A 24,799-nucleotide genomic window follows, 5' to 3' on the forward strand; every position below is an offset into this window, starting at 1 on the left:
CAAGGCGGTCAAACCCGTTCCAGCGCGACCGCGATGCCTTGGCCGACGCCGATGCACATGGTGGCCAAAGCGTAGCGGCCGCCGCGTTCGCGCAACTCCAGCGCCGCCGTGCCGGTGATGCGGGCGCCCGACATGCCGAGCGGGTGGCCGAGCGCAATTGCACCGCCATTGGGATTGATGTGCGGAGCGTCCTCGGCAAGACCGAGTTCACGCAGGACGGCAATGGCTTGCGAGGCGAAGGCCTCATTGAGCTCGACCGTGTCGAACTGGTGCGGCGTCAGGCCGAGGCGGGCGCAAAGCTTCTTCGTGGCTGGTGCCGGGCCGATGCCCATGATGCGCGGGGCTACACCTGCGACGGCACCGCCGAGGATGCGGGCAAGCGGCGTCAGGCCATGCTTCTTGGCCGCCGCTTCCGAGGCGACGATGAGAGCCGCCGCGCCGTCATTGACGCCCGAGGCATTGCCGGCGGTCACCGTACCGCCTCGGCGGAACGGCGTCGGCAATTTTGCCAGTGCTTCGATGGTCGTTCCCGCGCGCGGATGCTCGTCCTTGGACACAAGGACTGGTTGGCCCTTTCTCTGCGGGATCGTCACGAGCACGATCTCCTTCGCCAGCCGGCCGTTGGCCTGCGCGGCCATCGCCTTGTCCTGGCTGCGCAGGGCGAAGGCGTCCTGGTCGGCTCTGCTGACCGAGAAATCCTCGGCGACGTTCTCGCCGGTCTCGGGCATGGAATCGATGCCGTACTGCTGCTTCATCAGCGGGTTGATGAAGCGCCAGCCGATGGTTGTGTCGTAGATTTCGGCGTTGCGCGAGAAGGCGGCGTCGGCTTTCGGCATGACGAAGGGTGCGCGGGTCATCGATTCGACTCCGCCGGCGACCATCAACTCGGCTTCGTCCGCCTTGATGGCGCGGGCGGCGATGGTGATTGCATCCATGCCGGAACCGCACAGGCGGTTGACGGTGGAACCCGGAATCTCCTGCGGCAGCCGGGCGAGCAGCAGCGCCATGCGCGCCACGTTGCGATTGTCCTCGCCGGCCTGGTTGGCGCAGCCATAGATGACGTCGTCGACTGCGCCCCAGTCGAGGCCGGCATTGCGATCCATGAGGGCCTTCAGCGGCATGGCGGCGAGATCGTCCGCGCGTACCGAGGACAGCGCACCGCCGAAGCGGCCGATCGGCGTGCGGATGTAATCGCAGATGAATGCTTCGGCCATTCTATGCCGCTTTCCCTTTGCCGGTTGCTGCATGTGCGGCCCTGGTGCGGGCCTGCAGGTCGCGCAACGTCTTCAGTTCGAGTTCCGTCGGCGCCGGCGTCTCGTCGAGGGTCCCGGCGAACTTGACCGTCCAGCCACAGGTCACCTGCACCTGTTCGCGGCTGACACCCGGATGCAGGGAGACGACCGCAAATTCCTTTGTAACGGGGTCCGGCCTCCAGATGGCAAGATCGGTGATCAAGAGCGTTGGGCCGGCGGTGTCGATGCCGAGGCGCTTGCGGTGATCGCCGCCCTGGCCATGGCCGAAAGAGGTGAAGAAGTCGATCTTCTCGACCATGCCGCGCTTCGACTGTGCCATGGTGATGTAGACCTGCCGCGACGAGGTCGCGATCTCCGGCGCGCCGCCGCCGCCGGGCAGCCGCGTCTTGGGACGAGCGTAGTCGCCGATAACGGTGGTGTTGATGTTGCCGAACTTGTCGAGCTGGGCGGCTCCCAGAAAGCCGATCGAAATGCGGCCGCCCTGCAGCCAGTAGCGGAACATCTCCGGCACCGTGACGGTGGTGACGGCGGTCTCGCACAATTCGCCGTCGCCGATCGACAGCGGCAGGACATTGGGCGCGGTCCCGATGGTGCCGCTCTCGTATATCAGCGTGATGTCGGGCGCGTGCGTCAGGCGTGCAACGTTGCAGGCGGCAGACGGCGCGCCGATGCCGACGAAGCAGACATCATCATTCGTCAGCGCACGGCTGGCCGCAATCGTCATCATCTCGTTGGGCGTGAAGCCCAGTTCCTTCCCGTCGCTCATGCGGCCTTCCTCAGATGCTCGACGCGGGCGGCAAAGTCATCCGCGCTGCTCTCGATGACGTTGTTCCGCATCCAGGCCTGGAAACGGTCGCGGTCGGCAGCGATCTCGTCCCATTCGAGATAGGCGGCGTTGTCGCGCTCGTAATAGCCATGCGTGTAGGAGGGATGCGAGCCGCCCGGTACGACCGAAATCGCTGCGATCGTCCAACTCGGCAGCACTGTGAGGTTGGGGTGCAAGTCGTTGAAATTGTCGACTACTTCCTCCACCGTCGCCACGGCGCGCTTGGCGGCGAGCACTGCCTCCTTGTGGATGCCGACGATGCCTTCGACCAGGACATTGCCTTTGCGGTCGGCCTTCTGGGCATGGATGAAGGTGACGTCGGGCCTGAGCGCCGGAACGGCGGCAAGCAGCTCGCCGGTGAAAGGGCAGGCGATGGTCCTGATGTTGGGATTGACCTCGGCAAGCCCGGCGCCGCGATAGCCCCGAAACACCGCGCAGGGGAGGCCGGCCGCGCCCGCCTCATAGGCATTGGCCATGCCGGCGTGGCTGTGCTCCTCGACCTCGACTTCGCGCGGGTAGCCGTTCTCGATAGCGTCACGAACGCGCCTCAGCAGCCCGACGCCCGGGTTGCCGAGATAGGAGAACACCATCTTCTTCGCCATGCCCATGCCGACCATCTGGTCGTAGATCAGGTCGGGCGTCATGCGGATCAGCGTCAGGTCGCGAAAACCCTGGCGGATCGCCTCATGCGCGGCGGCGGTCGGGATCAGATGCGTGAAGCCTTCAAACGCGACCGCGTCGCCGTCATGCAGATTTTCCGCGACGGCTTGTTTCAGCGGCAGGAACTTGACCATGGTCGCGGCCCCAGAGGTTCGAGAAAAATTCGCATCCCGAATATAAGTATTCTACGGACCGGCGACGCATCGCAACAGGCTATGCCAAGCTCGCCGTCAGCTCGCGGCTGCTGTCTTCGTCGCAGTTATCATCACTAAGCGCCTCGCTCAGCTAGGGATTCAGGCGACGTGCTCAAGTTTTTGATTTGATGCATGGTTTTTGCCTGGCAGCGCTGACAGGTCCGGGATGCATCAGGCCAGCCAGCCGCCATCGGCGAGCGCGCCGTAAAGCGCCTCGGCTTCAGGACCGAGCGGCCGATCTTCCTTGAGCGGCTGAACGAAGGTGCGCACCGCTGCACGGATCACGCCGGTGGCCGGCGGCAGCGTCAGGCCTTCGCGCAGGTCGGCAGCCTGGGCGCCGGCCATCAGTTCGAGCGCGATCAGCCGCCGCCACAGCGTGATCATATCGGCGCATTTGGTGATGGCCAGAAGCGTCTGCGTCGCATGGTCCTCGACGCCTTCCGACACCGGCAGGAAGTCGAGCATCACCGGATTGGCCTTGTGGCGGATACCCGTCAGGATCGCCGTTGCGGTCTTCTGCAGCGGCACGAAGCCCGCGGAGACCCCGCCCAGCGGTGACAGATATCTGGGCAGGCCGTTGCGGCCCGAGCCGGTGAGCTGAATAAAGCGCGCTGCACTTGCCGCTGCCGTCTGCGCGATGGCGAGACCCAATGTCTCGAAGGCAAGCGCCAGCGACGCGGTGTGGAAATTGCCCGTCGACAGCACAAGCGCATCATCGACCAGCACCAGCGGGTTGTCGGCAGCGGCGTTGAGTTCGATTTCTACGGCCAACCGAGCGTGGTCGATGGCCTGGATCAGGGCGCCATGGATAGACGGCATGCAGCGGACCGACAGCGGATCCTGCAAGGCCGTCGGGGCCAGCGCCTCGTCGCCGGCAAGCAGCTCGCGCAGCGTCCTAGCCGCCACCTGCTGGCAGGCGGCAGGTCGTGCCAGGTGCAGGCGGGGATCCAGAATTGTGCGGTTCGCGGCAAGGCCTGCCATGGACAGTGCGCCCGCCTGCTGCTGCTGTTCCAGCGCCGACAAGGCATCGACAAGCGCCAAGGCGCCGGCGCCAACGGAGACGGCCGAGGCGTTGATGAGCGACAGGCCGTCCTTCGCCGCCAGGCTGACGGGGGCAAGGCGCGCCATCATCAGCGCCTTGGCCGCGGGCATGCGCCGGCCCTGATAGTCGGCATCATCCTCGCCGATCAGCACCCGGGCGATCGGCGTCATCAGCACAAGATCTCCGGCGCCGATCGAACCCAGCGACGGGATGACGGGATGGATACCGGCGTTGAGCGCGTCGACCAGCGCGCTGAACACATGCGGCGAGAGACCCGAGCCGCCGGCCGAAAGCATGGCGATGCGGGCAAACATCGTCGCCCGCACGAGCTGCATGGGCAGCGCGGCGCCGACCGCGGCGCCGCGGCCGTCCAGCAACTGCCGCTGGAACGCACCGGCGTCGCCCTCAACCGAGGTGACGAGATTGGCGCCAAGGCCGGTATTCAGCCCGTAGATCTGCTGCCCCGACGCGGCAGCGTCATCGAGCACCTGGCGCGCCTTGACCAATCGCTCGATGACGGTCGGCGTGACCTCGACCCTGCAGGCCCTGCGCGCGACAGCCTCGACATCCTCGATGCTGACGCCGGCGCCGGTGAGAACGAGCGGGCTCATGCGAAGCGCAGCCTCTGGCCAATGCCCCGGCTTGCGGCCTTGGCCAGCATCGCCTTGCCGAGCGCGATGTCGGAGAGCGATAGGCCGCGATGCCAGAACAGGATCGTCTCGCCATCGCTTTGCCGGCCAGGCTTTAGGCCGGCTGCGATCTGGCCGAGTTCGGCGTGCAGTGTTTCCTCGCTCAGACGTCCCGTTTCGACATGGGCGCGCAAGGCGCCGAACTTGCCGCCCTTGCACTGGCCCCAGTCGTCGACGACGATCTTCTGCATGACGTCGGTGAGCGACAATTCGACGGCGCTCATCGTGCCATAGGGCACCACCAGCGCGCCACGTTTGATCCATTCGGTCTTGAGCAGCGGCTGCGGCTCCGGTAGCCGCGAAGCCTCGACGACGATGTCTGCGCCCTCGACGCAGCTTTTCCAGTCCGCCGCGGCCATGACCGGTTTGCCGAGGTCGCCGGCAAGCCGCGCGGCAAAGCCGTCGCGGCTTTCCGGCCGCCGCGAATGGACGCGGATCTCGTCGAAGTCGAAGAGATGGTCGAGCAGGCGCACGTTCCAATAGGCGGTGCCGCGCGCCCCGATATGGCCGAGCACCTTCGATGATCTCTTAGCCAGATGCCTGGCGCCGAGGGCGGTGACGGCGCCGGTGCGCATGTCGGTGATCGCGGTGGCGTCGAGGATGGCGCGCGGCATGCCGGTGCGCGGATCGAACAGATTGAGGATGCCGAATTCGGAGGGCAGCTCGTGCAGGTAGTTGTCGACATAGTCGCCGACGATCTTCACTCCGGCGACATCGAGCGGAGCTACATAGCCGCGCAGCACGTTGAAATGGCCGTGAAAGGAGGGATCGGGCTCGAGATGGACGCGCGGCTCGATCACCGTCTGGCCGTTGCCCTGCGCCACAAGCCCGGCCTCGACGGCGCCGATGATCTCGGCATCGGTCATCGCCAGCGCCTCGATATCGAGCGCGTTGAGGTAATCGATATAGACGGGCTTCATCCCAAGTTTCCCTCTCGAGCCCACTCTCCCATAGCAGGCGGAGAGGCAGCACGAAAGTTTGTTGGATAAGCTCTGGACGGGCTCAGCCTTGTGCTGGTCCTCAAGCTGCCGCAGATTGCCAGAGGCGCAGCCGCACCCGATGTCTTGGACTTCAGGATCGTGTTTCTCGCGATCGGCCTGATCGGGCTCGCGGCGTCAATGCGCTTCCTGACCCTGCCTGCCAACGCCGGAGCCGAGGTCTCGGGCCAAGCCCGCATAGACAGCGACCGGCGAGGGCGTTCCAATCCGAGCGATAGGAGCAAGCCGGCGCCGAGCGCCGGCCGCCCTTCAGTCGCTGCGCCGGAAGTTGCGGATGCGGTCGAACAGCACCGCCAGCAGAATGGCGCCGCCGATGAAGGTGCCCTGCCAGAAGGCGTTGATGCCGAGCAGGCCGAGGCTGTTGCGGATCACCTCGATCAGCGCGGCGCCGACGACGGCGCCAAAGGCGGTGCCGACGCCCCCGGCGAGGTCAGCGCCGCCGATGACGGTGGCGGCAATCACCTGAAGCTCCATGCCGTTGCCGAGATTGGTTGTGACCGCACCCAGCCAACCGGTCTGAATGATACCTGCTAGACCCGCAGAGAACGCAGAGATCATATAGACTGCCACCTTGATCTGGCGCACCGGAACACCGGTCAGCGTCGCCGCGTGCTCGTTGCCGCCGATGGCGAAGACGTGCCGGCCGAATTTGGTCCAACGCAGGGTGAAGCCGGTGATCAGCGCCAGAAGGATCATGTAGAGCACCGGATTGGCGATGCCGAACACCCAGGCGCCGCCGCCAAGCGCCAGAAGCTTGTCGTGATCGGGTCCGAACTGGAAGACGACAGTGTTGTTGGAGGCGACCATGGCAAGGCTGCGCGCCACCGACAGCATGCCGAGCGTGACCACGAAGGGCGGGAATTCGAGATAGGCGATCAGCACGCCGTTGAAAGCGCCGATGGCTAAAGCGGTGACGATCGTGGCCAGGATGCCGACCTCGATCGAGTAGCCGGCGTGCATGGTGACGGCCAGCACCATCGAGCACAGGCAGAGCACCGAGCCGACCGACAGATCGATGCCGCCGGTGATGATGACGAAGGTCATGCCGAGCGCGACGATGGCGACGAAGGTGATGTTGCGGGTGATGTTGTAGAGGTTCTTCTGCGTGGCGAAAGCGTCGGTGGCGAAGGACAGGAACAGGCACGCAAGGATGACCGCAATCACCACCCAGAAAGTCTGGCTGGAGAGCATGCGCGACACGAAGGTGTGCTGCTTCTGCGCGATGGTCTGGTCAAGAGTGACTGCCATTATCGACCTTTCCTGCCCAAGGTGAAACGCATGAGCGTCACGGGCGTCGTTATGCGACTTGTTCGATGGCCCCGGTGATCAGCCCGGTGACTTCCTCGGGCGAGCTCGAAGCGATTTTCTTGTCGGCGACCTTCCTGCCGCGCCGCATGACGATAACGCGGTCGGCGACGTCGAAGACGTCGGGCATGCGGTGGCTGATCAGCACGACGGCGATGCCCTGGTCGCGCAAGTGGCGGATGAGGTTCAGCACTTCGGCGACCTGGCGCACCGAGATCGCCGCCGTCGGCTCGTCCATCAGCACGATCTTGGCCTGCGACAGCATGGTGCGGGCGATTGCCACCGCCTGCCGCTGGCCGCCCGACATCTGCTTGACGAGATCGCGCGGGCGCGTCTCGGACTTCAATTCGGCGAAGAGCTGGCCGGCGCGCTTGTACATCGAAGCATAATCGAGGATGCGGAACGGACCGACGCCCTTGCGCAGCTCGCGGCCGAGATAGACGTTGGCGGCCGCCGTCAGATTGTTGCAGAGCGCCAGGTCCTGGTGGACGATCTCGATGCCGTGCTGGCGGGCCTCGGCCGGCTTGTGCAGGACAAGCTCCTTGCCGTCCATGTGCATCGTGCCGTGGCTGGGGCGGAAATTTCCGGCGATCATCTTGACCAGGGTCGACTTGCCGGCGCCGTTGTCGCCCATCAAGCCGACGACCTGGCCAGCCTCCAGCGTGAACGAGACGTCGTTGACCGCCTGGATCGCGCCAAAATGCTTGGAAATGTTGGTGAGTTCGAGAACCGACACCACCCTTAAGCCTCCCCTGTGATCCGGCTCGCGCTTCTGCCGCGGCCTCGCTTCCCAGGCTCCTCCCGGGGGCAGCGATTTTCAGTCCATTATGCGATTGCCCGCACCGGCGTCAATCAATTGTCGGATGAATCATGGTTTCTTTCCCACCAAAAATCAGTTTTGTAGGACAAATAGAGATTGACGTTGGCGACAAGCCGATATTAGCTGAGCGTCGGAGGAAAATCATGTCGAGGCCGCGGCGGCTGGCCGGGGTTCTGTCGACGGAGGCAATCGGAAAGGGGCCGGCAGCAGAGACTTGCCGAACTGGCCTTTGGCCGCATCTGGAAATGCTTGTCGGCTTGGCCCGGCGACATGAGCGCTCGCGAACGACCCTCTGTCGCCGTGTATTCAGGTCGATTTGTGTGGCGGGCACGCCGTGTCCGTCTTTTTCAAGGGAGGACTGATATGAGGAAATCACTTTTGCTCGCCGCTGTCGCCGCCATGGCGCTGGGGGCAGGGCCGGCTTTGGCCAAGAAACAACTCGTCATCGTGGTAAAGGGTCTCGACAATCCGTTCTTTGAAGCCATCCACCAAGGCTGCGAGAAGTGGAACAAGGAAAACGCCAGCTCCGAATATGAATGCTTCTACACCGGCCCGGCCTCGACTTCGGACGAAGCCGGGGAGGCGCAGATCGTGCAGGACATGCTGAGCAAGCCGGACACGGTCGCGATGGCGATCTCGCCGTCGAACGCGCCGCTGATCGCGCAAACGATCAAGAGCGCCAATCCGTCGATCCCAATCATGACCGTCGACGCTGACCTGGCCAAGGAAGACGCAGCGCTGCGCAAGACCTATCTCGGCACCGACAACTACCTGATGGGCAAGAAGATCGGCGAGTACATCAAGAAGGCCAAGCCGAATGGCGGCACGATCTGCACCATCGAGGGCAATCCCGCGGCCGACAACATCCTGCGCCGCGCGCAGGGCATGCGCGATGCGCTGTCGGGCAAGGAAGGCCTTGCGGAGCTGAAGGGCGAGGGTGGCTGGACGGAAGTCGCCGGTTGCCCGGTGTTCACCAATGACGACGGGGCCAAGGGCGTTCAGGCGATGACCGACATCCTCGCCGCCAACCCGAAGCTCGATGCCTTCGGCATCATGGGCGGCTGGCCGCTGTTCGGGGCGCCGCAGCCCTATCGCGACCTGTTCAAACCGATGGCCGACAAGATCGCCAAGAATGAATTCGTCATCGGCGCCGCCGACACGATCGGCGACGAAGTGGCCATCGCCAAGGACGGTCTGGTGACCGCGCTGGTCGGCCAGCGGCCTTTTGAAATGGGCTACAAGGCGCCATCGGTTATGATCGACCTGATCGAAGGCAAGAAGGTCGACGATCCGGTCTTCACCGGTCTCGACGAATGCACCAAGGATACGGTTGACACCTGCATACAGAAGTAGACTTCGATCGCCGGGGCGCCCCTTTTTGCGGGCGCCCCGCCACCTTCCTGGGACATGGACGCGACCTCTGCAGGGGCGACAGGCTCCCGCTTTCGCGCGCCCGAAAAAAGCGCGTTCGGCCAATCTTTGCAGGCGCCGGCCTGCGGCGGAAGACCGACGCATCGGAACGACGATGCGACAGGACAAATCAAGGAAGCGCTCCGCCGTGCCAGGCCAGTCGGCCGTCGTGCGTCATCCTGACGTGACGCGGATCTCCGGGCAGAACGTGCATACTTCGCTCGCCGCCGAGATCGGGCTGAGGATCGTGCGTGGCGACTACCCGCCGGGCGCCATACTGCCCAATGAGCAAAAATGGTCCGAGACTTTCAACGTCAGCCGGTCGGCGGTGCGCGAAGCAATCAAGATGCTGATGGCCAAGAGCCTGCTGGCATCACGCCCCAAGATCGGCAGCTGGGTTGAGCCCAAGGAACGCTGGAACCTGCTCGACCGCGACGTGCTCGCCTGGTACGCGACTTCGCCCGACCGGGAGGTGTTCCTGAAAACGGTGCAGGAGTTCCGCCACATTATCGAGCCGGAGGCCGCCGCCTTCGCGGCGATGCGGCGCACCGAAGAGCAGATGGCCGAAATCAGCGCTGCCTGCCGCGAGATGGGCGAGGCGACGCATCTGCAGGAGCGGACGCGCGCCGACACGCGCTTCCACCTCGCCATCCTGCGCGCCTCGGGCAATGAGCTGCTGGTGCCGCTCGGCGTGCTGATCGAGTCGGCGCTCGACCATCTGTTCATCTTCGTCACGCGCGAGCACAGCGATCAGCGCAGGGCGCAATCGCTGCACGAGGCGATCGAGAAGAACATCCGCCTGCAACGTCCGGCTGCCGCCAGAGCCGCCGTGCACAGGCTGCTTGCCAACACCAACGAGGTCATCGAGCGGTCGAGGAGATAGCGCGGCACCGGCTTGAAAACCCATTTCCTACAACAGGATGCCGCCACGCTTTGCGAATGTGATTCAGCTCCAGTGCGACGCCGCGACTGCAGAAGACCCGCGAGCCGTCAAACCTCCTGTCGCTTGCCATCCTTCATCGGGCTCAGATCGATGCCGTTGACCTTGGCGATATGCGTTGCCAGCATCGGTACGTATTGTTCCTTCGGACCGGTTGCGAAGGCGCCGGCGAAGGCGTTCTTGGTGGCGTTGCCGAGCGGATTGGCGATACCGGCGGCGCCTGCCATCGATTCCAGGTAGGTAAGGTCCTTGAAGGCGTTGGCGATTGTGAATTTGTGCGCGTCGCGGTCGCCGTCCAGCGTCCAGCGCATGAAGGTCTGGTAGAAGCCGCAGTCCATGCGGCCGTTGCGGATGACGCTGTCGAAACGGGAAGGCGAGATGCCGACCTTCTCGGCCAGCGCCAGGGCCTCGGAATAGATCGCCGCGTAGCCCAGCGAGATGAAGTTGTTGAGCAGCTTCATGCGGTGGCCGTCGCCGGTGCCGCCGATATGGACGATGCGGCCGGCCCAGGTTTCGATCACCGGCTTCAGCCTGGCAAACACCGCATCCGGCGCGCCGACCATGGCATCGAGTGTGCCTTCCCAGGCTTCTTTCGGCGTGCGGCTGAGCGGCGCGTCGACATACTCGACGCCAAGCGCTGCGAGTTCGGCGGCGAGTGTCACCGTCGAGGTCGGATCGGATGTAGAGCAGTCCACGACCACCGAGCCACGCCTAAGCCCTTCCTTCAGCCCGCCGGGTCCACGGATGATCGCTTCCACCTCACGCGATCCGGTGACACAGATGAACACGATGTCTGAAGCCGTTGCCACGTCGCGCGGGGTGGCAACCTCTTGTGCCCCGCGGCCGAGCAGGTCTTCGGCCGGCTTGCGGTTCTTGCGGCCGAGGAAGGTCAGCGCATAGCCCTTGTCGACAATGTTCTTGGCAATCCCGTGTCCCATCAGGCCGAGGCCGATGAAGCCGATTTTCTCGCGGGCGGCAGTCGTGGTCATATCATATCGTCCTGTCTGGGATTATCGATAATTGGCCCGCTTTTCTTGCCGCAGACCGTTGCAGAATGCAATATTGTCTGACAATACACATAATGGCCGAGCAATGTGGAGAGCAAAATGACGAAGCGGATCATGTTCACCGGCGGCAGCGGCAAGGCCGGGCGACACGTGGTGCAATATCTGGTCGAGCATGGCTGCCAGGTGCTCAACATCGACACCAAGCCGCTCGACAATCCGAAGGTGCGCACACTGATCACCGACATCACCGACAGCGGCCAGGTGTTCAACGCGCTGTCGAGCTATATGGGGCTGCATGAGTTCGATCCGTCGCTGCGAGCACAGCCGGTCGATGCGGTGGTCCATTTTGCCGCCATCCCGCGCATCATGATCACACCCGACAATGAGGTGTTCCGCATCAATGCCATGGGCACCTACAATGTCATCGAAGCGGCCGTGAAGCTCGGCATCCGCAAGGTGATCATCGCGTCCAGCGAGACGACCTACGGCCTGGTCTTCGCCAACGAGCCGCGCAATCCGACGCATTTCCCGCTCGACGAGGACTATGACGTCGATCCGATGGACAGCTATGCGCTGTCGAAGATCGTCAATGAGAAGACGGCGCGCGCCTTCGCGCTGCGCAGCGGGTTCGACGTCTATGCGCTGCGCATCGGCAACGTCATCGAGCCGCACGAATATTCGCTGTTCCCGAAATGGTTCGCCGATCCTGGCTTCCGCAAGCGCATCGCCTGGAGCTATATCGACGCCCGCGATCTCGGCCAGATCACCTTGCGCGCCATCGAGAAGGACGGGCTCGGCTATCAGGTGTTCAATGCGGCCAACGACGATACTTCGTCCGACCTGCCGACTGCCGAACTGTTGAGGCGGTTCTATCCAAACGTGCCGGTCAAGGCGGAGCTCGGTGAATTCGAGACGCTGCTTTCGAACCGAAAGGCGCGGGAGGTGCTCGGCTTCCGCCCCGAGCACAGCTGGCGCCGCTACGTCAAGACAGCATGAGGGCAGACAAACGCCGGTCAGTTGTGCACATCCGCGCGCCTTGAGGCAAAGCTGGCTTGCCGTGCTTGACAGCTTGTGAAAAGCGGACTTTCTGAACACATGCGGGATGCAAAGCCGAACAATCAGAAAAAGCCGACGCAAACGGCGGCCGCCGAACGCCATGCCGGCTATCGCCGGCCCAATGCGCCACGCATCCCGGGTGCCAGTGTGCATACATCATTGGCCAGCGAGATCGGGTTGAGGATCGTGCGGGGGGATTACCCGCCAGGCACGATCCTGCCCAATGAGGCGAAATGGTCGGAGACCTTCGACGTCAGCCGCTCGGCTGTGCGGGAGGCGATCAAGATGCTGATGGCCAAGAGCCTGCTGGCGTCGCGTCCGAAGATCGGCAGCTGGGTGGAGCCGAAGGAACGCTGGAACCTGCTCGACCGCGACGTGCTCGCCTGGTACGCGACCTCGCCCGATCGCGAGGTGTTCCTGAAGACCGTGCAGGAATTCCGTCACATCATCGAGCCGGAGGCGACGGCCTTCGCGGCGATGCGGCGCACCGAAGAGCAGATGGCCGAGATCAGCCAGGCCTGCCGGGAGATGGGCGAGGCGGCGACGCTGCAGGAGCGGACACGCGCCGACACGCGCTTCCACCTCGCCATTCTGAGGGCTTCCGGCAACGACCTCCTGGTGCCGCTCGGCGTTTTGATCGAGTCCGCTTTCGACCACCTGTTCAGTTTCACGACGCGGGAGGTCGACGACCTGCAGCATGCGCAGAAGCTGCATGAGGCGATCGAGAGGAATATCCGGCTGCAGCGTCCGGAAGCCGCGCGAGCCGCGGTGCGCAAGCTGCTTGCCAACACCGACGCGGTCATAAAGTCCAGATAGTTCGGCAGGGCCATATCCGATTGGTCGGCCTGCGCACCGAGGCTAGTCGTCCTTTTCCCGCCCGAAAGCGATGCGCAATTCGTCCTTGGCCCTTTCCAGAACCCGCTTGCGCGATGCCGGCAGGTTCCTGCCGGCGCGGTTGATATAGAAATTCAGCATCGACATGGCGGACTGGAACGGCTCGGCCTTGCGCCGATCGCTGTGTTCGGCCGATCGCTTGAGCGAGGCCGCGATCTTCCTGGCGTCGTCGGATTCGAATATGTGTTCCTCGAGATCCAGCGCATCGCTGTGCTCTGTCACTTCGGCCGACCATTTTCTCTTGGCAGTCATGGCGGAACTCCTTTTCCTTCGAAAAACTCTGCGCTGGCATGCCGGTTCCCGCGACGTCTCGCCATTCTGGCGCGACGGATTGCCTGTTGTGGCGCTGTTCGCTGCCTTGCCGAAGGACCGATTAGTAGCTCCGAACCGCTGGACTTCAGAACCTGCGGACAGGAGCCGCCTTGAGGACAACTCTCTCCAGCCGGGCACAAAGCCCGGCCATCGACAGCGCTTATGCCTGGACGCGGCTCGCCATCTCAGTGCTCATGGCGACGATCGGCGCCGTCGGCATGTGGGCCGTGGTCGTGGTTCTGCCAGCCGTGCAGGCTGAGTTCGGCGTCGACCGCGCGGCGGCCTCGATGCCTTATACCGCGACAATGGTCGGCTTTGCCGCCGGCAACGTGCTGGTCGGTCGCGCCATCGATCGCCTGGGCTTCTGGATTCCGGCATTGGTCTCCGCCATGGCGCTTGGCGCCGGTTTCCTGCTCGCCTCGCTCGCCAATTCGATCCTCGCCTTCACCCTCGCGCAGGGGCTTTTGATTGGCGTCGGCACATCGGCGATCTTCGGGCCGCTGATCGCCGACATCTCGCATTGGTTCAATCGGCGGCGCGGCGTCGCGGTGACAGCGGCGGCTTCGGGCAACTATCTCGCCGGCGCGGTCTGGCCGACAGTGATGCCTTATTTGATGCAAACCGAAGGCTGGCGCTTCACCTATCAGGCGATCGGGGTCGTCTGCATTGTCACCATGGTGCCGCTGGCGCTGATGCTGAGGCGCGGCGCGCCCCGTGAAACCGATGCCGGTTCCACGGGCAGCCGGCGGGTGCAGCCGATCTCGCTGTCGCCGTCAGCGCTTCAGGTGCTGCTCGTCATCGCCGGCTTTGGCTGCTGCATGGCCATGGCTATGCCGCAGGTGCACATCGTCGCCTATTGCATGGATCTCGGCTACGGCGTGGCGCGCGGCGCCGACATGCTGTCGATCATGTTGGCGGCGGGCGTCGTCAGCCGGATTGCCTCAGGCTTCCTCGCCGACCGCATCGGCGCCGTGAAGACGCTGCTCATCGGCTCGGCGCTGCAGTGTCTGTCGCTGTTGTTCTATATCCCGTTCGACGGCCTTGCCTCGCTCTATGTCGTGTCGCTGGTGTTCGGTCTGTCGCAGGGTGGCATCGTGCCCTGCTATGCGATCATCGTGCGCGACTACATGCCGGCAAAGGAGGCCGGTCAGCGCGTCGGCATCGTCATGATGGCGACAATCTTCGGCATGGCGGTTGGCGGCTGGATGTCAGGCTGGATCTATGATCTCACAGGCTCCTATGCCGCAGCCTTCCTGAACGGCATCGGTTGGAATCTGATGAACCTCGGCGCCATCCTGCTGCTGATGTGGAGGGCGAGGCGGGGCGCCGAGGCGCTGGCCTGAGAGGCATCGACCTCCACTGGACAGCCTGGCGCATCCCCATCCGCTTGACATTGGCAATGGGCTGCGCGACCCAGACCGCAATGGACGGGCTGCGAAACGGGGCTGCGGACTGAAGTGCTGATCGTCAACGCGCTGCTTGCCTCCTTCTGGGTGAAAAGGGCAGGGCCGTGACACGGCCGCGCTCACGCCGCGGCGGCGGCCGTCCGACCATTGCCGATGTCGCGCGCAAGGCTGGCGTGGGCGCAATTACCGTGTCGCGCGCGCTCCGCGAGCCCGCCCGGGTTTCGGACGATCTGCGGCGCCAGATCGAGGCCGCCGTCAACGAGCTTGGCTATGTTCCGGACCCCAATGCCCGCGCGCTGGCTTCGGCGCGTGCCGAGGTGTTCGGTGTGCTGGTCCCGTCGCTGACCAACAATGTCTTCGCCGAGGTGTTGCGGGGCATCTATGACAGCCTCTCCGACAGCCCGTTCCGCATCCAGCTTGGCAACACGCATTATTCCGGCCTGGAGGAAGAACGGCTGCTGCAGGTGTTCGCGCCGCAGCGTCCGGCCGCGTTGATCGTTGCCGGGATCGACCAGACCGCCACCTCGCGCAAGCTGCTCGAAAACGCCGGCTGTCCGGTGGTGCAGGTCATGGAGACGGGACCGCACCCCGTCGACATGATGGTCGGGTTCTCGCATTTCGACGGGGGCAGGGCGGCAACCGAGCATTTGCTGGAGGTCGGCTACCGCAAGATCGGCTTCATCGGCGCCCGCATGGATCCGCGTTCGCAGCGGCGCCTCGCCGGTTACCGCGCTGCGATGGAAGCCGCGGGCCTATTCGACGCCCGTCTCGTCACCACGACGCCGCTGCTTTCGAGCGTGCCGCTTGGCCGCGAACTGCTGCGCGACGCGCTGGCCAAGGTGCCTGCACTGGAGGGGGTTTTCTGCAACAATGACGACATCGCTCTCGGCGTCCTGTTCGAGTGCCATCGCGCCTCGATCGCGGTGCCGAAGACGATCGGCATCGTCGGCTTCAACGATCTCGACATGATGCAGGTGGCGTTCCCGTCGATCACCAGCATCCGCACGCATCGCTATGAGATCGGGCGTCAGGCGATTGCGATGGCACTTGCAGCGATCGCGGGAAAGAGACCGCAGCAGCGGGTCGTGGATCTCGGCTACGAACTCATGCGCAGGGAAAGCACAGCGCGTTGAAACACACATCCGCGACTGTGCGAAAGCCGGTTTACACGCTACGATGGTAGCGCTACCATTTGATGCTTGGGCAAGTTCAAGATCGCAAGAGAAAGCTGTTTATTATACATAAGCAACAGCAATAGCTTGTTTATTATGGATAATATGATAGTTTTCTGAGCCGCCCTGCGAGGCAATGGAGGAGGATCACGGGTCGGCTCGGGCCATCCGGCACGCGCTTCGGACAAGGCGGGAGGTGCCTGCCGAAAGCGCTCGAACTTCATAGAAAGCAGAACTGCAACTGGGAGGAATACCGATGATCAAGTCACTGGTTGGCGGCGTCATTGCCGCCACTGCATTCGTCATGCTGAGTTCTTCGGCGATCGCCGAACCGGAGATCGTAAAAGGGCCGGCGGCCGAGCCCGACTGTTTCGCGCCGTGGGCGGCCGATACGCAGTTCTTCAAATATCCGAAGAAGGATGGTCCGTACCGCATCGCACTTGCCAATGGCTACATCGCCAACACCTGGCGTATCCAGATGATCCAGACCGCCAAGGCCTATGCCGCGCAGCCCGAGGTCGCCAAGAAGCTGAAGGAATTCAAGGTGGTGTCGACCGGCGAGGATGTGCCGGCGCAGATATCGGCGATCAACAACTTCATCGATTCCGGCTTTGACGCCATCGTCGTCAACGCGCAGAACCCGACCGCGTTCGGACCGGTGATCAAGCGCGCCAAGGAAGCCGGCGTCGTTCTCGTCGCCTTCGACAACATCCTCGACACCAAGGACGCCATCAACGTCAATGTCGACCAGAAGGGCCTCGGCGAATTGTGGGCCAAGTGGCTGATCGCCCATATCCCCGACGGCGGCAAGATCCTCGAAGTGCGCGGCGTCGCCGGCACCTCGGTCGACACCGACCGCCACAACGGCATCCATGAGGTCCTGGATGCTTCGGGCAAGAAATGGGATGTCACCGAAGTCGCAGGCAAATGGGACGATCCGACCGCGCAGAAGGTTACCGCCGACGCGATCGCCACCAACGGCCCATTCGTCGGCATCACCGGGCAGGGCGGCGATACCGGCATCGTGCAGGCGATGATCGACGCCAAGCATCCCTTCGTGCCGTTCGGCGGCGAGACGGAAAACGGCTTCCGCAAATTCTGCGCCGCCCATGCGGCCGACGGCCTGAAATGCTCTTCGGCCGGCACCGGACCTGCCCAGGTCGCTGTCGCCATCAAAACGGCGATCACCGCGCTGGAGGGCAATGTCGTGCCGCAGTCGGTCAAGCTGCCGCTGGCAATCGTCGAGGATCCGAACTTCAAGGAGGGGCAGGATTACTTCCCCGACCAGTCCGACAACTTCTTCGTCGGCAATTCCTTCCCGACTTGCGGCATCAATTTCACCGCGCAGGAAATCATGGGCCAGACCAAGGAAAACAAGTAGCCTTGTAATCGGCGCCGCGAGGAAGCCGCGGCGCCGGTCGCTTGATGCCAATCGCGAACCGGCCTGGGAGGGCTGATGGACGGCGCAGCTCCGCTCTTCCGCATGGAAGGCATCTCCAAGCGCTACGGCGGCGTGCGGGCGTTGGAAAAGGCCGAGCTGACGGTCACGGCTGGCAGCATTCATGGCATACTCGGCGAAAACGGCGCCGGCAAATCGACCCTGATCAAGATCATGGCCGGCGTCGCCGCTCCCGACGAAGGCCGCATGACGCTGGACGGCCGCGACGTGACGTTCGCCTCGCCGGCTGCCGCCAACCAGGCCGGCATCGTCTGCATTTTCCAGGAATTATCGCTCATCCCGGAACTCAGCGTCGCCGACAACATCGTCATCTCCGACCCGCCGAAGCGCTTCGGCATGATCGACCGCAAGGCTCAACGGCGCATCGCCGAGCAAGCGCTTGCCCGCGCCGGCGCCTCCGACATCCATCCGTTGGCGCTGGTCAAGGACCTGCCGCTGTCGCGCCGGCAGATGGTCGAGATCGCCAAGGCGCTGGCCAGGAAGCCGCGCATCCTGATCCTCGATGAAGCGACCTCGGCCCTGACGGCGGCCGACGTCGCCAAGATTTTCGGCGTGCTCAAGCGGTTGCGCGCCGAGGGGCTCGCGCTACTCTACATCTCGCATCGCATGAACGAGATCGCGGAACTCGCCGACCAATGCACGGTGTTCCGCAACGGCCGCAATGTCGCCAGCTATGCTGCCGGGACCAAGAGCGACAATGAAGTGGTCGAGCTCATGATCGGCCGCGAATACAGCCATATCTTCCCGCCAAAGCCGATGCGCGCGGCGAGCGACGCGGTTCCGGCGCTGGAGGCGCGCAACCTGTCCTGGAGCGATCGGCTGGACAATGTCTCGCTGTCGGTCGGCGTCGGCGAGGTGGTGGGGCTGGGCGGCCTCGACGGGCAAGGCCAGCGCGAATTGCTGCTGGCCTTCTTCGGCGTTTTGCGCGGCCTCTCCGGTCAGATCCTGGTCGACGGCAAGCCGGTTTCGATCGCCAGTCCGACCGCAGCGAGCGACGGCCGGATCGGCATGGCGCTCATCCCGGAGGATCGCAAGACCGAGGGTCTGATGCTGCCGATGACGGTGCGCGAGAACCTATCCTTCGCCGCGCTCGACAGACTGTCGAAAGCCGGCGTCATCGACCGCGCGGCCGAGCAGCGGCTGATCGACGATATGGTCGGGCTGCTGGCCATCAAGACGGCGGGTCTCGACATCCCCGTCGGTGCGCTGTCCGGCGGCAACCAGCAGAAGGTGGTCATCGCCAAGTGGCTGATGCGCCAGCCGCGCATCATCCTGCTCAACGATCCGACGCGCGGCATCGACGTCGGCACCAAGCAGGAGCTCTACCAGTTGATGCGAAAGCTGGCCGATGGGGGCGCGGCGATCCTGTTCTATTCGACCGACTATGACGAGCTGATCGGCTGCTGCGACCGCGTGCTGGTGCTCTATGACGGCGCGGTCAAGCGCGAGCTGGTCGGAACCGAGATCACCGAGCGCGCGCTGATCGCCAGCGCGCTCAACATCCATGGCGAGGCCGCCCGCATGAAGCAGGAGGAGGGGGCGTGAAGGACTGGCGCTACTGGCTGGCCGAACAGCGAGGGACGCTGCTCGCCTTCGGCATCTTCATCGCCATGTTCGCGATTTACAGCGGCAACCATCCGGCCGGCTTCACCGCCAACGTCGTGCAGACGGCCGCGAACAAGGGCGTGCTTCTCGCCTTCGTCGCGATGGCGCAGACGCTGGTCGTGCTCACCGCCGGCATCGACCTTTCGGTCGGCATGATCTTCACACTGACCAACTGCCTGGCTTCCTGGCTGGTGATCGGCACCGGGCTCGAATCCGCCTTCGGGGTGGTGGCCGTGCTCGGCACCGGACTTCTGTGCGGCGCCGTCAACGGCGCCATCGTCATCTATGGCCGCCTGCAGCCGATCGTCGCGACCATCGCCACCGGTGCCGTCTACTTCGGGCTTGCGCTGTTGCTTCGGCCGGTTCCGGGCGGCTCGGTCAATGAAGATCTCGCCGATTTCCTGACGGGACGCTTCTTCGGCGTCGTGCCGGCCAGCCTTGTGGCGCTGTTCGTCGTCGTGCTGGTCGTCTGGGTGCCGTTCAGCCGCTCCGAGCTTGGCCGCGCGGCTTATGCGGCCGGCTCTTCGGAGACGGCGGCCTATATGTCCGGCGTGCCGATCCGCAGGGGCAAGTTCCTGGCTTACACGCTGGCGGGGCTGCTTGCCGCGATCGGCGGCCTGTTCCTCACCTTCTTCACCTATACGGGCGAGGCCGCCTATGCCAGCGGCAACGCCTACACGCTGTTTTCCATCGCCGCCGTCGTGCTCGGCGGCGTCTCGCTGTTCGGCGGCAAGGGCAGTGCCATCGGCGCGATCTTCGGCGCGCTCGCCTTCCGTACGATCGGCGACCTGCTGTTCGTCTTCGATTTCGACCCGCTCTGGCAGCCTCTGTTCCAGGGCGTTATCCTGTTGATCGCCGTCAGCCTGGGCGCCTTCGCGCTGTTCAGGGTGCGCAACCGGCTGGAGTGGTTCCTGTGAGCGAAACGACGCTTGCCGGCATTGCCGGCCGCATGCCGAAGTTCATTCGCCGCGCCGATCCCGCTGTGGTCACGGCCTTCGCCTGCATCCTGCTGCTGCTGCTTCTCGGCAGCCTCTATTCGCGCAGCTTCCTGTCGCCGGAATATCTCTTGCAGCAGCTCAAGGTGGCCTCGTTCCTGGGCGTTATCGCCACCGGCATGATGCTCGTCATCCTGCTCGGGCAGATCGACCTTTCGGTGCCGTGGGCCGTGGCGACCGGCGCCATGATGGCCAGTGCCGCCGCTGCCTACGGCCCGGTCGGCGTCGCGCTCGCCATTCCGTTCGGCATCCTGTGCGGCGTGGCGATCGGCATCGTCAACGGCATCGGCGTCGCCTATTTGCGCATTCCTTCGATGATCATCACCTTGGCCACCAATGCCGTCGCGCAAGGGCTGATGGTGGTCTATACGGGCGGGTTCTCGCCGCAGGACGCGGCGACGGCGGCGATGCGCTACCTGGCGACCGGCTTTGCGATACCCGCCGTGCCCAATGCGGTCATCATCTGGGCTCTGATCGGCGCGGCAATGGTCTTCGTGCTGACCCGGACCAGCTTCGGCCGGGCCGTCTATGGCATCGGCAACCGCGAGCGCGCCGCCTATCTGTCCGGCATCGACACGCGCCGCGTGGTGATGATCGCCTTTGCGGCGTCCGGCGGACTGTCGGCCTTCGGCGGCGTGCTTCTGGCCGGCTATGCGTCGAAGGCCGCGCAATCGATGGGCGACGCCTATCTGCTGCCGTCGATCGCCGCCGTGGTGCTGGGCGGCACCTCGATCCTGGGCGGGCGCGGCTCCTATCTCGGCACGGTGGCCGGCGTCATCCTGATCACGCTGCTGCAGTCGATCCTGTCGGTCATGCAGATGCCGGAAGCGGGGCGGCAGATCATCTACGGCGTCGTCATCGTCGCCATGCTGCTGCTCTATGGCCGGGCGCCGGCAAGCCGCTGACGGTGAATGAGCGTCGGCAGGAACAATCGCCTCGCGAGATGCGCATGAGCGATATCCGCTCGGCGCCAGCTCTTGTGGTGATGGGTGTTGCCGGCTGCGGCAAGACGGTCGTCGGCGAGGCGCTGGCCGGCATGCTGCAGGCAGTCTTCATCGAAGGCGACCGCCTGCATCCGCCGGAAAACGTCGCGCGCATGGCGCGCGGCGAGCCGCTGACCGACGCCTTGCGCGAGGGCTGGCTCAATACCATCGGCGAGCGCATTGCAGCCTCTGTCCATGATGGGCAGAAGGCCGTGGCAGCCTGCTCGGCGCTGAAGCGCAGCTACCGTGACCGGCTGCGCCGCTTTTCTCCCGACATCGTCTTTGTCTACCTTAAGATCGATCGCGAGACAGCCTGGCGCCGGGTTGCCGGCCGCAAGGGGCATTTCATGCCGGCAAGCCTGGTCGACAGCCAGTTCGCGACTCTGGAAGAACCGGGCCTTGATGAGCAGGCGGTGACGGTGGACGCGACGCGTTCCATTGCCGACATTGCGAGGAAGCTGCTCGGCTAAGCAGGATTCAGGCGCGCGACATCCATTAGCTCGCGTCGCTGCCGAGCGTGGGTTGATCCTGCCGCTCGGTGAGCCGGCTGGCGCCGGACCACGCCATCATCTGCTCCGGATGCAGCTTGAGCGCCTCCAAGAGGCGATCCCGTTTGCGCAGAATATACGCCGCCTGCAGCACGAGGTTCTTCGCCGCCTTGTCTGTGGCCGGCCGGGAGGGTGCGGTCCCGCCGAGGTCAGGCTTCAGTTCAGGGCTGACGATCGCGCGGTACTCGCGGAACGGCACCGTCTCGAGCGTCGACATGGCAAACAGCGCCGCGCCGGCGCGCGCGGCGAAGTTGGCTGGGGCCGCAGCGAGATGGGTCCAGCCGCGCTCGCCCATGGCGGCTTCAGTGAAGGCGGACCCGGCATGGATGGTGTTGGTCATCAGCACGACGCCGTTCTCTTTCAGGGTCTTCTGGATGCGCGCGGTGACCTGATAGGCATCGGCGCGTTCGAAGACGATGCGGCTCTTGAGAAAGCGGTTCTCGACCCTGACCAGCGGACGATTGAGCGCGTGCAGGCCGAACTTGCTTTCGGAAAAACCGTGGAAGTTGACGCTCACCTGATGGGCTTCGATGCCGGCTTCATGAAGCGCGCGTTTGCCGATGATGGTCTGCGCAGTGAACTGATCGCACCAGACGATGGCGCCGCGGCCCTGCCGCAAGGCCTCGCGCAGGCCGTCGAGGCCTTCCAGCCGGATCGCCGGCGACCAGCGCCAGCCGGGAACGAGATGGGCCGCCAGCATGAGACGGCGGCGGTGGGCAGCGGCAAGATAGTCTTTGAAAACGCTTTTTCCATCGACAGCGTCGCCAAGCACTGCCCTCACCGCGGCGTCATAGGCCGCGAATTCCTTGCGGAAATGGCGCTTGCGCCGAAACGTCGAAACAAAGCCGCAGATCGGTGCCCACCAGGCAATCGGCAGAACGGCTGCGACGCCGAGGTAGAAAATGAACAACAGGCCTTCGCGAAAGTCCTTGTTCGAGAAGCCCCGCAGCTTGCCGGGGCGAACCAGCCGGCGGCTGAAGAAACGGACGGATTCGCCGCGCTCGGGCACCGGCACGTCGGCAATGATTTCGGTATGATAGATGTTGGCGGAAGAGGGCTTCCGGTTGGCTTTGCGGGATTTGCGAAGCCAAGGCAGCCTCATTCGTCAGGTGTCCAGCCCAGATCAATCCTTCAGCGGCTTTACTGCCTCCAGGCCGCAGACGCAACCGGCGGCAGGACCCTGCGCTACGCGCGCCGCTGCGGTTCGGCGTTGGATGAAATCCGCAACCGCTCCAACCAAATGTTTTCACGCCGTTGTGTGCGGAAGAGCTTCCCGGGATGGCGCTAAATCTGCGACGTCAGTTCGGCCGGGAAATCGTCGTTGTCGGCATCGCGCATGGCAGCAAGGCTGCGATTGTCGAGAACTTCTGCGATCGCCTGGCGCACTTCCAGCATCATGTGGCGGACCTGGCAGGTCGCCTCGTCGCAGTCGTCGCAACGCTGATACTGGGTGCGGCTGGCGCAAGGGATCGGCGCCAGCGGACCGTCGAGCACGCGCACGACATGCCCGATCTTGATTTCGGAAGCCGGCCGGGCGAGGCGATAGCCACCTTCCTTGCCCTTGCGGCTCTGCACGAAGCCGGCATTGCGCAATTCGCCCAGGATGGCGTCGAGGAACTTCTTCGGGATGTTGTTGGCGACCGCTATGTCGTTGACGAATGCAAGCTGGCCGGCCGGCAATCCAGATAGATGCACCAAGGCCTTGAGGCCGTATTTGCCTTTTTTGGTGAGCATGCCCGATTCAGTTCATCAAACCCCAATCGCCTGCATCTGGCGGTTGTTTGTGTGCAAATCATGACAGATTGGCCAATGAGCTGTCTGGTCCAACGATTTGCCAGCGCAGCTTAGGCATAAACGCGTTGATTCTTCGTAATGTTTTTCACAATGGGCGCAGCAATTTCGGCAACCGACCCGTCGCTGCACGAGGCATCGACAAAGCCGGCAAAATGCCGGCCTGTTGCTCTTCCTGATTGAGGGCCGAAGCCGCGTCACGCAAGGGATAGGCGCGACGCGTTTCAGCATCGTTGATCCCAGTCGTTCGTCCAAAACCGCTGCGCAGTCTTGCGCGAAACGGCTAGCGGCTGGTGTAGACCTGGTCGAGCAGGCCGCCTGCCGCGAAATGCTCCTTCTGCACCTTGTCCCAGCCACCGAAGACCTCATCGACCGTCAGCAGCCGAACATCCGGGAAATCGGCCTTGTACTTGGCGGCCACCGTCGCGTCGCGGGCTCGCAGGCCGTTGCGGGCGGCGATGTCCTGGCCTTCCGGCGAATAGAGGAAGTCGAGATAGGTCTTGGCGAGGTCGCGGCTGCCATGCTCGTCGGCGACCTTGTCGACGATGGCCACCGGAAACTCGGCGAGCAGACTCACCGAGGGCGTGACCTGCTCGAACTTGTCGTCGCCATATTCCTTGCGAATACCGCGCGTTTCCGATTCGAAGGTGATCAGAACGTCGCCGATCTCGCGCTGCACGAAGGTGGTGGTGGCGGCGCGCCCGCCGGTGTCGAAGATCGGCACGTTGCTGAACAGCTTGGTGATGAACTCCTTCACTTTGGCGTCGTCGCCCTTGAAGGCTTCCTTGGCATAGGCGGTGGCGGCGAGATAGGTGTAGCGCGCATTGCCGGATGTCTTCGGGTTGGGAAAGATCACCTGCACGTCGTCGCGCACGAGGTCGTTCCAGTCCTTGATGTGCTTGGGGTTGCCGGCACGCACCAGGAAGGACGGCAGCGAGTAGAAGGGCGAGGCGTTGTCCGGGAAGTCCTTCTGCCAGTCGGCCGAGATGAAACCTTTCTTGACCAGGAAGTCGACATCGGTGACCTGGTTGAAGGTGACGACATCGGCCGCCAACCCTTCGGCGATGGCGCGCGCCTGCGCCGAGGTTCCGGCATGCGATTGGTCGATGGCCACGCCGGGATGCTTGGCGATGAAGGCCTTGTTCACTTCCGCGAACAACTCGCGCCCGACGTCATAGGAGGCGTTGAGCAGCTTGTCGGCCGTCCAGGCCTCGGAGGATGTAAGGACGAGGCCGGCGACAGTGGCAATGGCGAGCAACAAGCGTTTCATGAAACGAGCCTCCTCGGGAGAGATGGGAATTATGGCGCGACCATAGAAAGGAAAGCCCGGAACGGCGAGACACGCTGTCTGCAGCAAACCCGGTCGGTCGGAAAATTCCCCGTCGAAACAGCTGTTTGGTAGGATTTTCGTCCAAGCAGATTCACTGGGGCATG

General features: G+C 64.1%; 23 protein-coding genes. 11 read left to right on the forward strand and 12 right to left on the reverse strand.

Annotated features, from left to right (window positions below):
- Positions 1-8 precede the first annotated feature (8 nt).
- The 7 genes from pcaF to EJ074_RS25670 all read right to left on the reverse strand — a co-directional run bounded on the left by pcaF (position 9) and on the right by EJ074_RS25670 (position 7,703).
- Positions 9-1,214, reverse strand: coding sequence for a 3-oxoadipyl-CoA thiolase (gene pcaF, locus EJ074_RS25640; protein WP_095808637.1), 1,206 nt, complete (start codon positions 1,212-1,214; stop codon positions 9-11).
- 1 nt (position 1,215) lies between these two features.
- Positions 1,216-2,019: a CoA-transferase subunit beta gene (locus EJ074_RS25645; protein ID WP_095808638.1), complete on the reverse strand. Its 804-nt coding sequence runs from the start codon at positions 2,017-2,019 to the stop codon at positions 1,216-1,218.
- Entirely contained in the window at positions 2,016-2,873 is an 858-nt protein-coding gene (locus tag EJ074_RS25650) for a CoA transferase subunit A (RefSeq protein WP_095808639.1), read from the reverse strand. The genes EJ074_RS25645 and EJ074_RS25650 overlap by 4 nt, the downstream gene beginning before the upstream one ends.
- 231 nt (positions 2,874-3,104) lie before the next feature.
- The gene (gene hutH, locus EJ074_RS25655) at positions 3,105-4,586 is read right to left on the reverse strand and encodes a histidine ammonia-lyase (protein WP_095808640.1); all 1,482 of its coding nucleotides are present in this window, start codon (positions 4,584-4,586) and stop codon (positions 3,105-3,107) included.
- Positions 4,583-5,584 carry an ornithine cyclodeaminase family protein gene (locus tag EJ074_RS25660; RefSeq protein WP_095808641.1) on the reverse strand — a complete coding sequence of 334 codons (1,002 nt, stop codon included), beginning with the start codon at positions 5,582-5,584 and terminating at the stop codon, positions 4,583-4,585. Before EJ074_RS25660 ends, hutH begins: the two co-directional genes overlap by 4 nt.
- Before the next feature lie 327 nt (positions 5,585-5,911).
- Positions 5,912-6,910 carry an ABC transporter permease gene (locus EJ074_RS25665; protein WP_095808642.1) on the reverse strand — a complete coding sequence of 333 codons (999 nt, stop codon included), beginning with the start codon at positions 6,908-6,910 and terminating at the stop codon, positions 5,912-5,914.
- A gap of 49 nt (positions 6,911-6,959) precedes the next feature.
- Complete coding sequence (locus EJ074_RS25670) at positions 6,960-7,703, reverse strand: ATP-binding cassette domain-containing protein (protein ID WP_095808675.1); 744 nt, start codon at positions 7,701-7,703, stop codon at positions 6,960-6,962.
- Positions 7,704-8,150: 447 nt separating this feature from the next.
- Between EJ074_RS25670 and EJ074_RS25675 the strand changes: the two genes are divergently transcribed.
- Entirely contained in the window at positions 8,151-9,140 is a 990-nt protein-coding gene (locus tag EJ074_RS25675) for a sugar-binding protein (protein WP_095808643.1), read from the forward strand.
- 172 nt (positions 9,141-9,312) lie between these two features.
- Positions 9,313-10,080: a FadR/GntR family transcriptional regulator gene (locus EJ074_RS25680; RefSeq protein WP_095808644.1), complete on the forward strand. Its 768-nt coding sequence runs from the start codon at positions 9,313-9,315 to the stop codon at positions 10,078-10,080.
- A 107-nt stretch (positions 10,081-10,187) separates the two neighbouring features.
- On the opposite strand, the gene EJ074_RS25685 is transcribed toward EJ074_RS25680, so the two are convergent.
- Complete coding sequence (locus tag EJ074_RS25685) at positions 10,188-11,126, reverse strand: NAD(P)-dependent oxidoreductase (RefSeq protein WP_095808645.1); 939 nt, start codon at positions 11,124-11,126, stop codon at positions 10,188-10,190.
- Between the two features lie 117 nt (positions 11,127-11,243).
- Here EJ074_RS25685 and EJ074_RS25690 point away from each other — a divergent pair, with 117 nt between their 5' ends.
- Positions 11,244-12,140: an NAD(P)-dependent oxidoreductase gene (locus EJ074_RS25690; RefSeq protein ID WP_095808646.1), complete on the forward strand. Its 897-nt coding sequence runs from the start codon at positions 11,244-11,246 to the stop codon at positions 12,138-12,140.
- A 99-nt stretch (positions 12,141-12,239) separates the two neighbouring features.
- Entirely contained in the window at positions 12,240-13,016 is a 777-nt protein-coding gene (locus EJ074_RS25695) for a FadR/GntR family transcriptional regulator (RefSeq protein WP_129553860.1), read from the forward strand.
- A gap of 42 nt (positions 13,017-13,058) precedes the next feature.
- Here the strand turns inward: EJ074_RS25695 and EJ074_RS25700 are convergent, their stop codons facing one another.
- Entirely contained in the window at positions 13,059-13,346 is a 288-nt protein-coding gene (locus EJ074_RS25700) for a DUF3175 domain-containing protein (RefSeq protein WP_095808648.1), read from the reverse strand.
- Positions 13,347-13,516: 170 nt separating this feature from the next.
- On the opposite strand from EJ074_RS25700, the gene EJ074_RS25705 reads away from it, so the two are divergent.
- The 7 genes from EJ074_RS25705 (at position 13,517) to EJ074_RS25735 (ending at position 21,496) form a co-directional block, all read left to right on the forward strand.
- Positions 13,517-14,749: an MFS transporter gene (locus EJ074_RS25705; protein ID WP_165350014.1), complete on the forward strand. Its 1,233-nt coding sequence runs from the start codon at positions 13,517-13,519 to the stop codon at positions 14,747-14,749.
- 167 nt (positions 14,750-14,916) lie between these two features.
- Positions 14,917-15,945 carry a LacI family DNA-binding transcriptional regulator gene (locus EJ074_RS25710; RefSeq protein ID WP_095808650.1) on the forward strand — a complete coding sequence of 343 codons (1,029 nt, stop codon included), beginning with the start codon at positions 14,917-14,919 and terminating at the stop codon, positions 15,943-15,945.
- Positions 15,946-16,240: 295 nt separating this feature from the next.
- Entirely contained in the window at positions 16,241-17,365 is a 1,125-nt protein-coding gene (locus tag EJ074_RS25715; RefSeq protein ID WP_095808651.1) for a sugar ABC transporter substrate-binding protein, read from the forward strand.
- A 75-nt stretch (positions 17,366-17,440) separates the two neighbouring features.
- Complete coding sequence (locus EJ074_RS25720; protein ID WP_095808652.1) at positions 17,441-18,988, forward strand: sugar ABC transporter ATP-binding protein; 1,548 nt, start codon at positions 17,441-17,443, stop codon at positions 18,986-18,988.
- Positions 18,985-19,965: an ABC transporter permease gene (locus EJ074_RS25725; RefSeq protein WP_095808653.1), complete on the forward strand. Its 981-nt coding sequence runs from the start codon at positions 18,985-18,987 to the stop codon at positions 19,963-19,965. The genes EJ074_RS25720 and EJ074_RS25725 overlap by 4 nt, the downstream gene beginning before the upstream one ends.
- Positions 19,962-20,948, forward strand: a complete 987-nt coding sequence (locus EJ074_RS25730; protein WP_095808654.1) for an ABC transporter permease — start codon at positions 19,962-19,964, stop codon at positions 20,946-20,948. Before EJ074_RS25725 ends, EJ074_RS25730 begins: the two co-directional genes overlap by 4 nt.
- A 44-nt stretch (positions 20,949-20,992) precedes the next feature.
- Positions 20,993-21,496 (forward strand): gluconokinase, encoded by a 504-nt coding sequence (locus EJ074_RS25735; RefSeq protein WP_245420594.1) that lies wholly within the window; start codon positions 20,993-20,995, stop codon positions 21,494-21,496.
- Between the two features lie 25 nt (positions 21,497-21,521).
- Here EJ074_RS25735 and EJ074_RS25740 read toward each other — a convergent pair whose 3' ends face one another.
- From EJ074_RS25740 to EJ074_RS25750, 3 genes are all read right to left on the reverse strand, one after another.
- Entirely contained in the window at positions 21,522-22,676 is a 1,155-nt protein-coding gene (locus EJ074_RS25740) for a hypothetical protein (protein ID WP_095808655.1), read from the reverse strand.
- A 182-nt stretch (positions 22,677-22,858) separates the two neighbouring features.
- On the reverse strand, positions 22,859-23,308 hold the full coding sequence (locus EJ074_RS25745) for an Rrf2 family transcriptional regulator (protein WP_095808656.1): 450 nt from the start codon (positions 23,306-23,308) through the stop codon (positions 22,859-22,861).
- 340 nt (positions 23,309-23,648) lie between these two features.
- A complete protein-coding gene (locus EJ074_RS25750) occupies positions 23,649-24,635 on the reverse strand; it encodes a sulfate ABC transporter substrate-binding protein (RefSeq protein WP_095808657.1) in 987 nt (328 codons plus the stop codon).
- Positions 24,636-24,799: the final 164 nt, after the last annotated feature.

The sequence above is a fragment of the Mesorhizobium sp. M3A.F.Ca.ET.080.04.2.1 genome, assembly GCF_003952525.1.
Classification (GTDB): Bacteria; Pseudomonadota; Alphaproteobacteria; order Rhizobiales; family Rhizobiaceae; genus Mesorhizobium.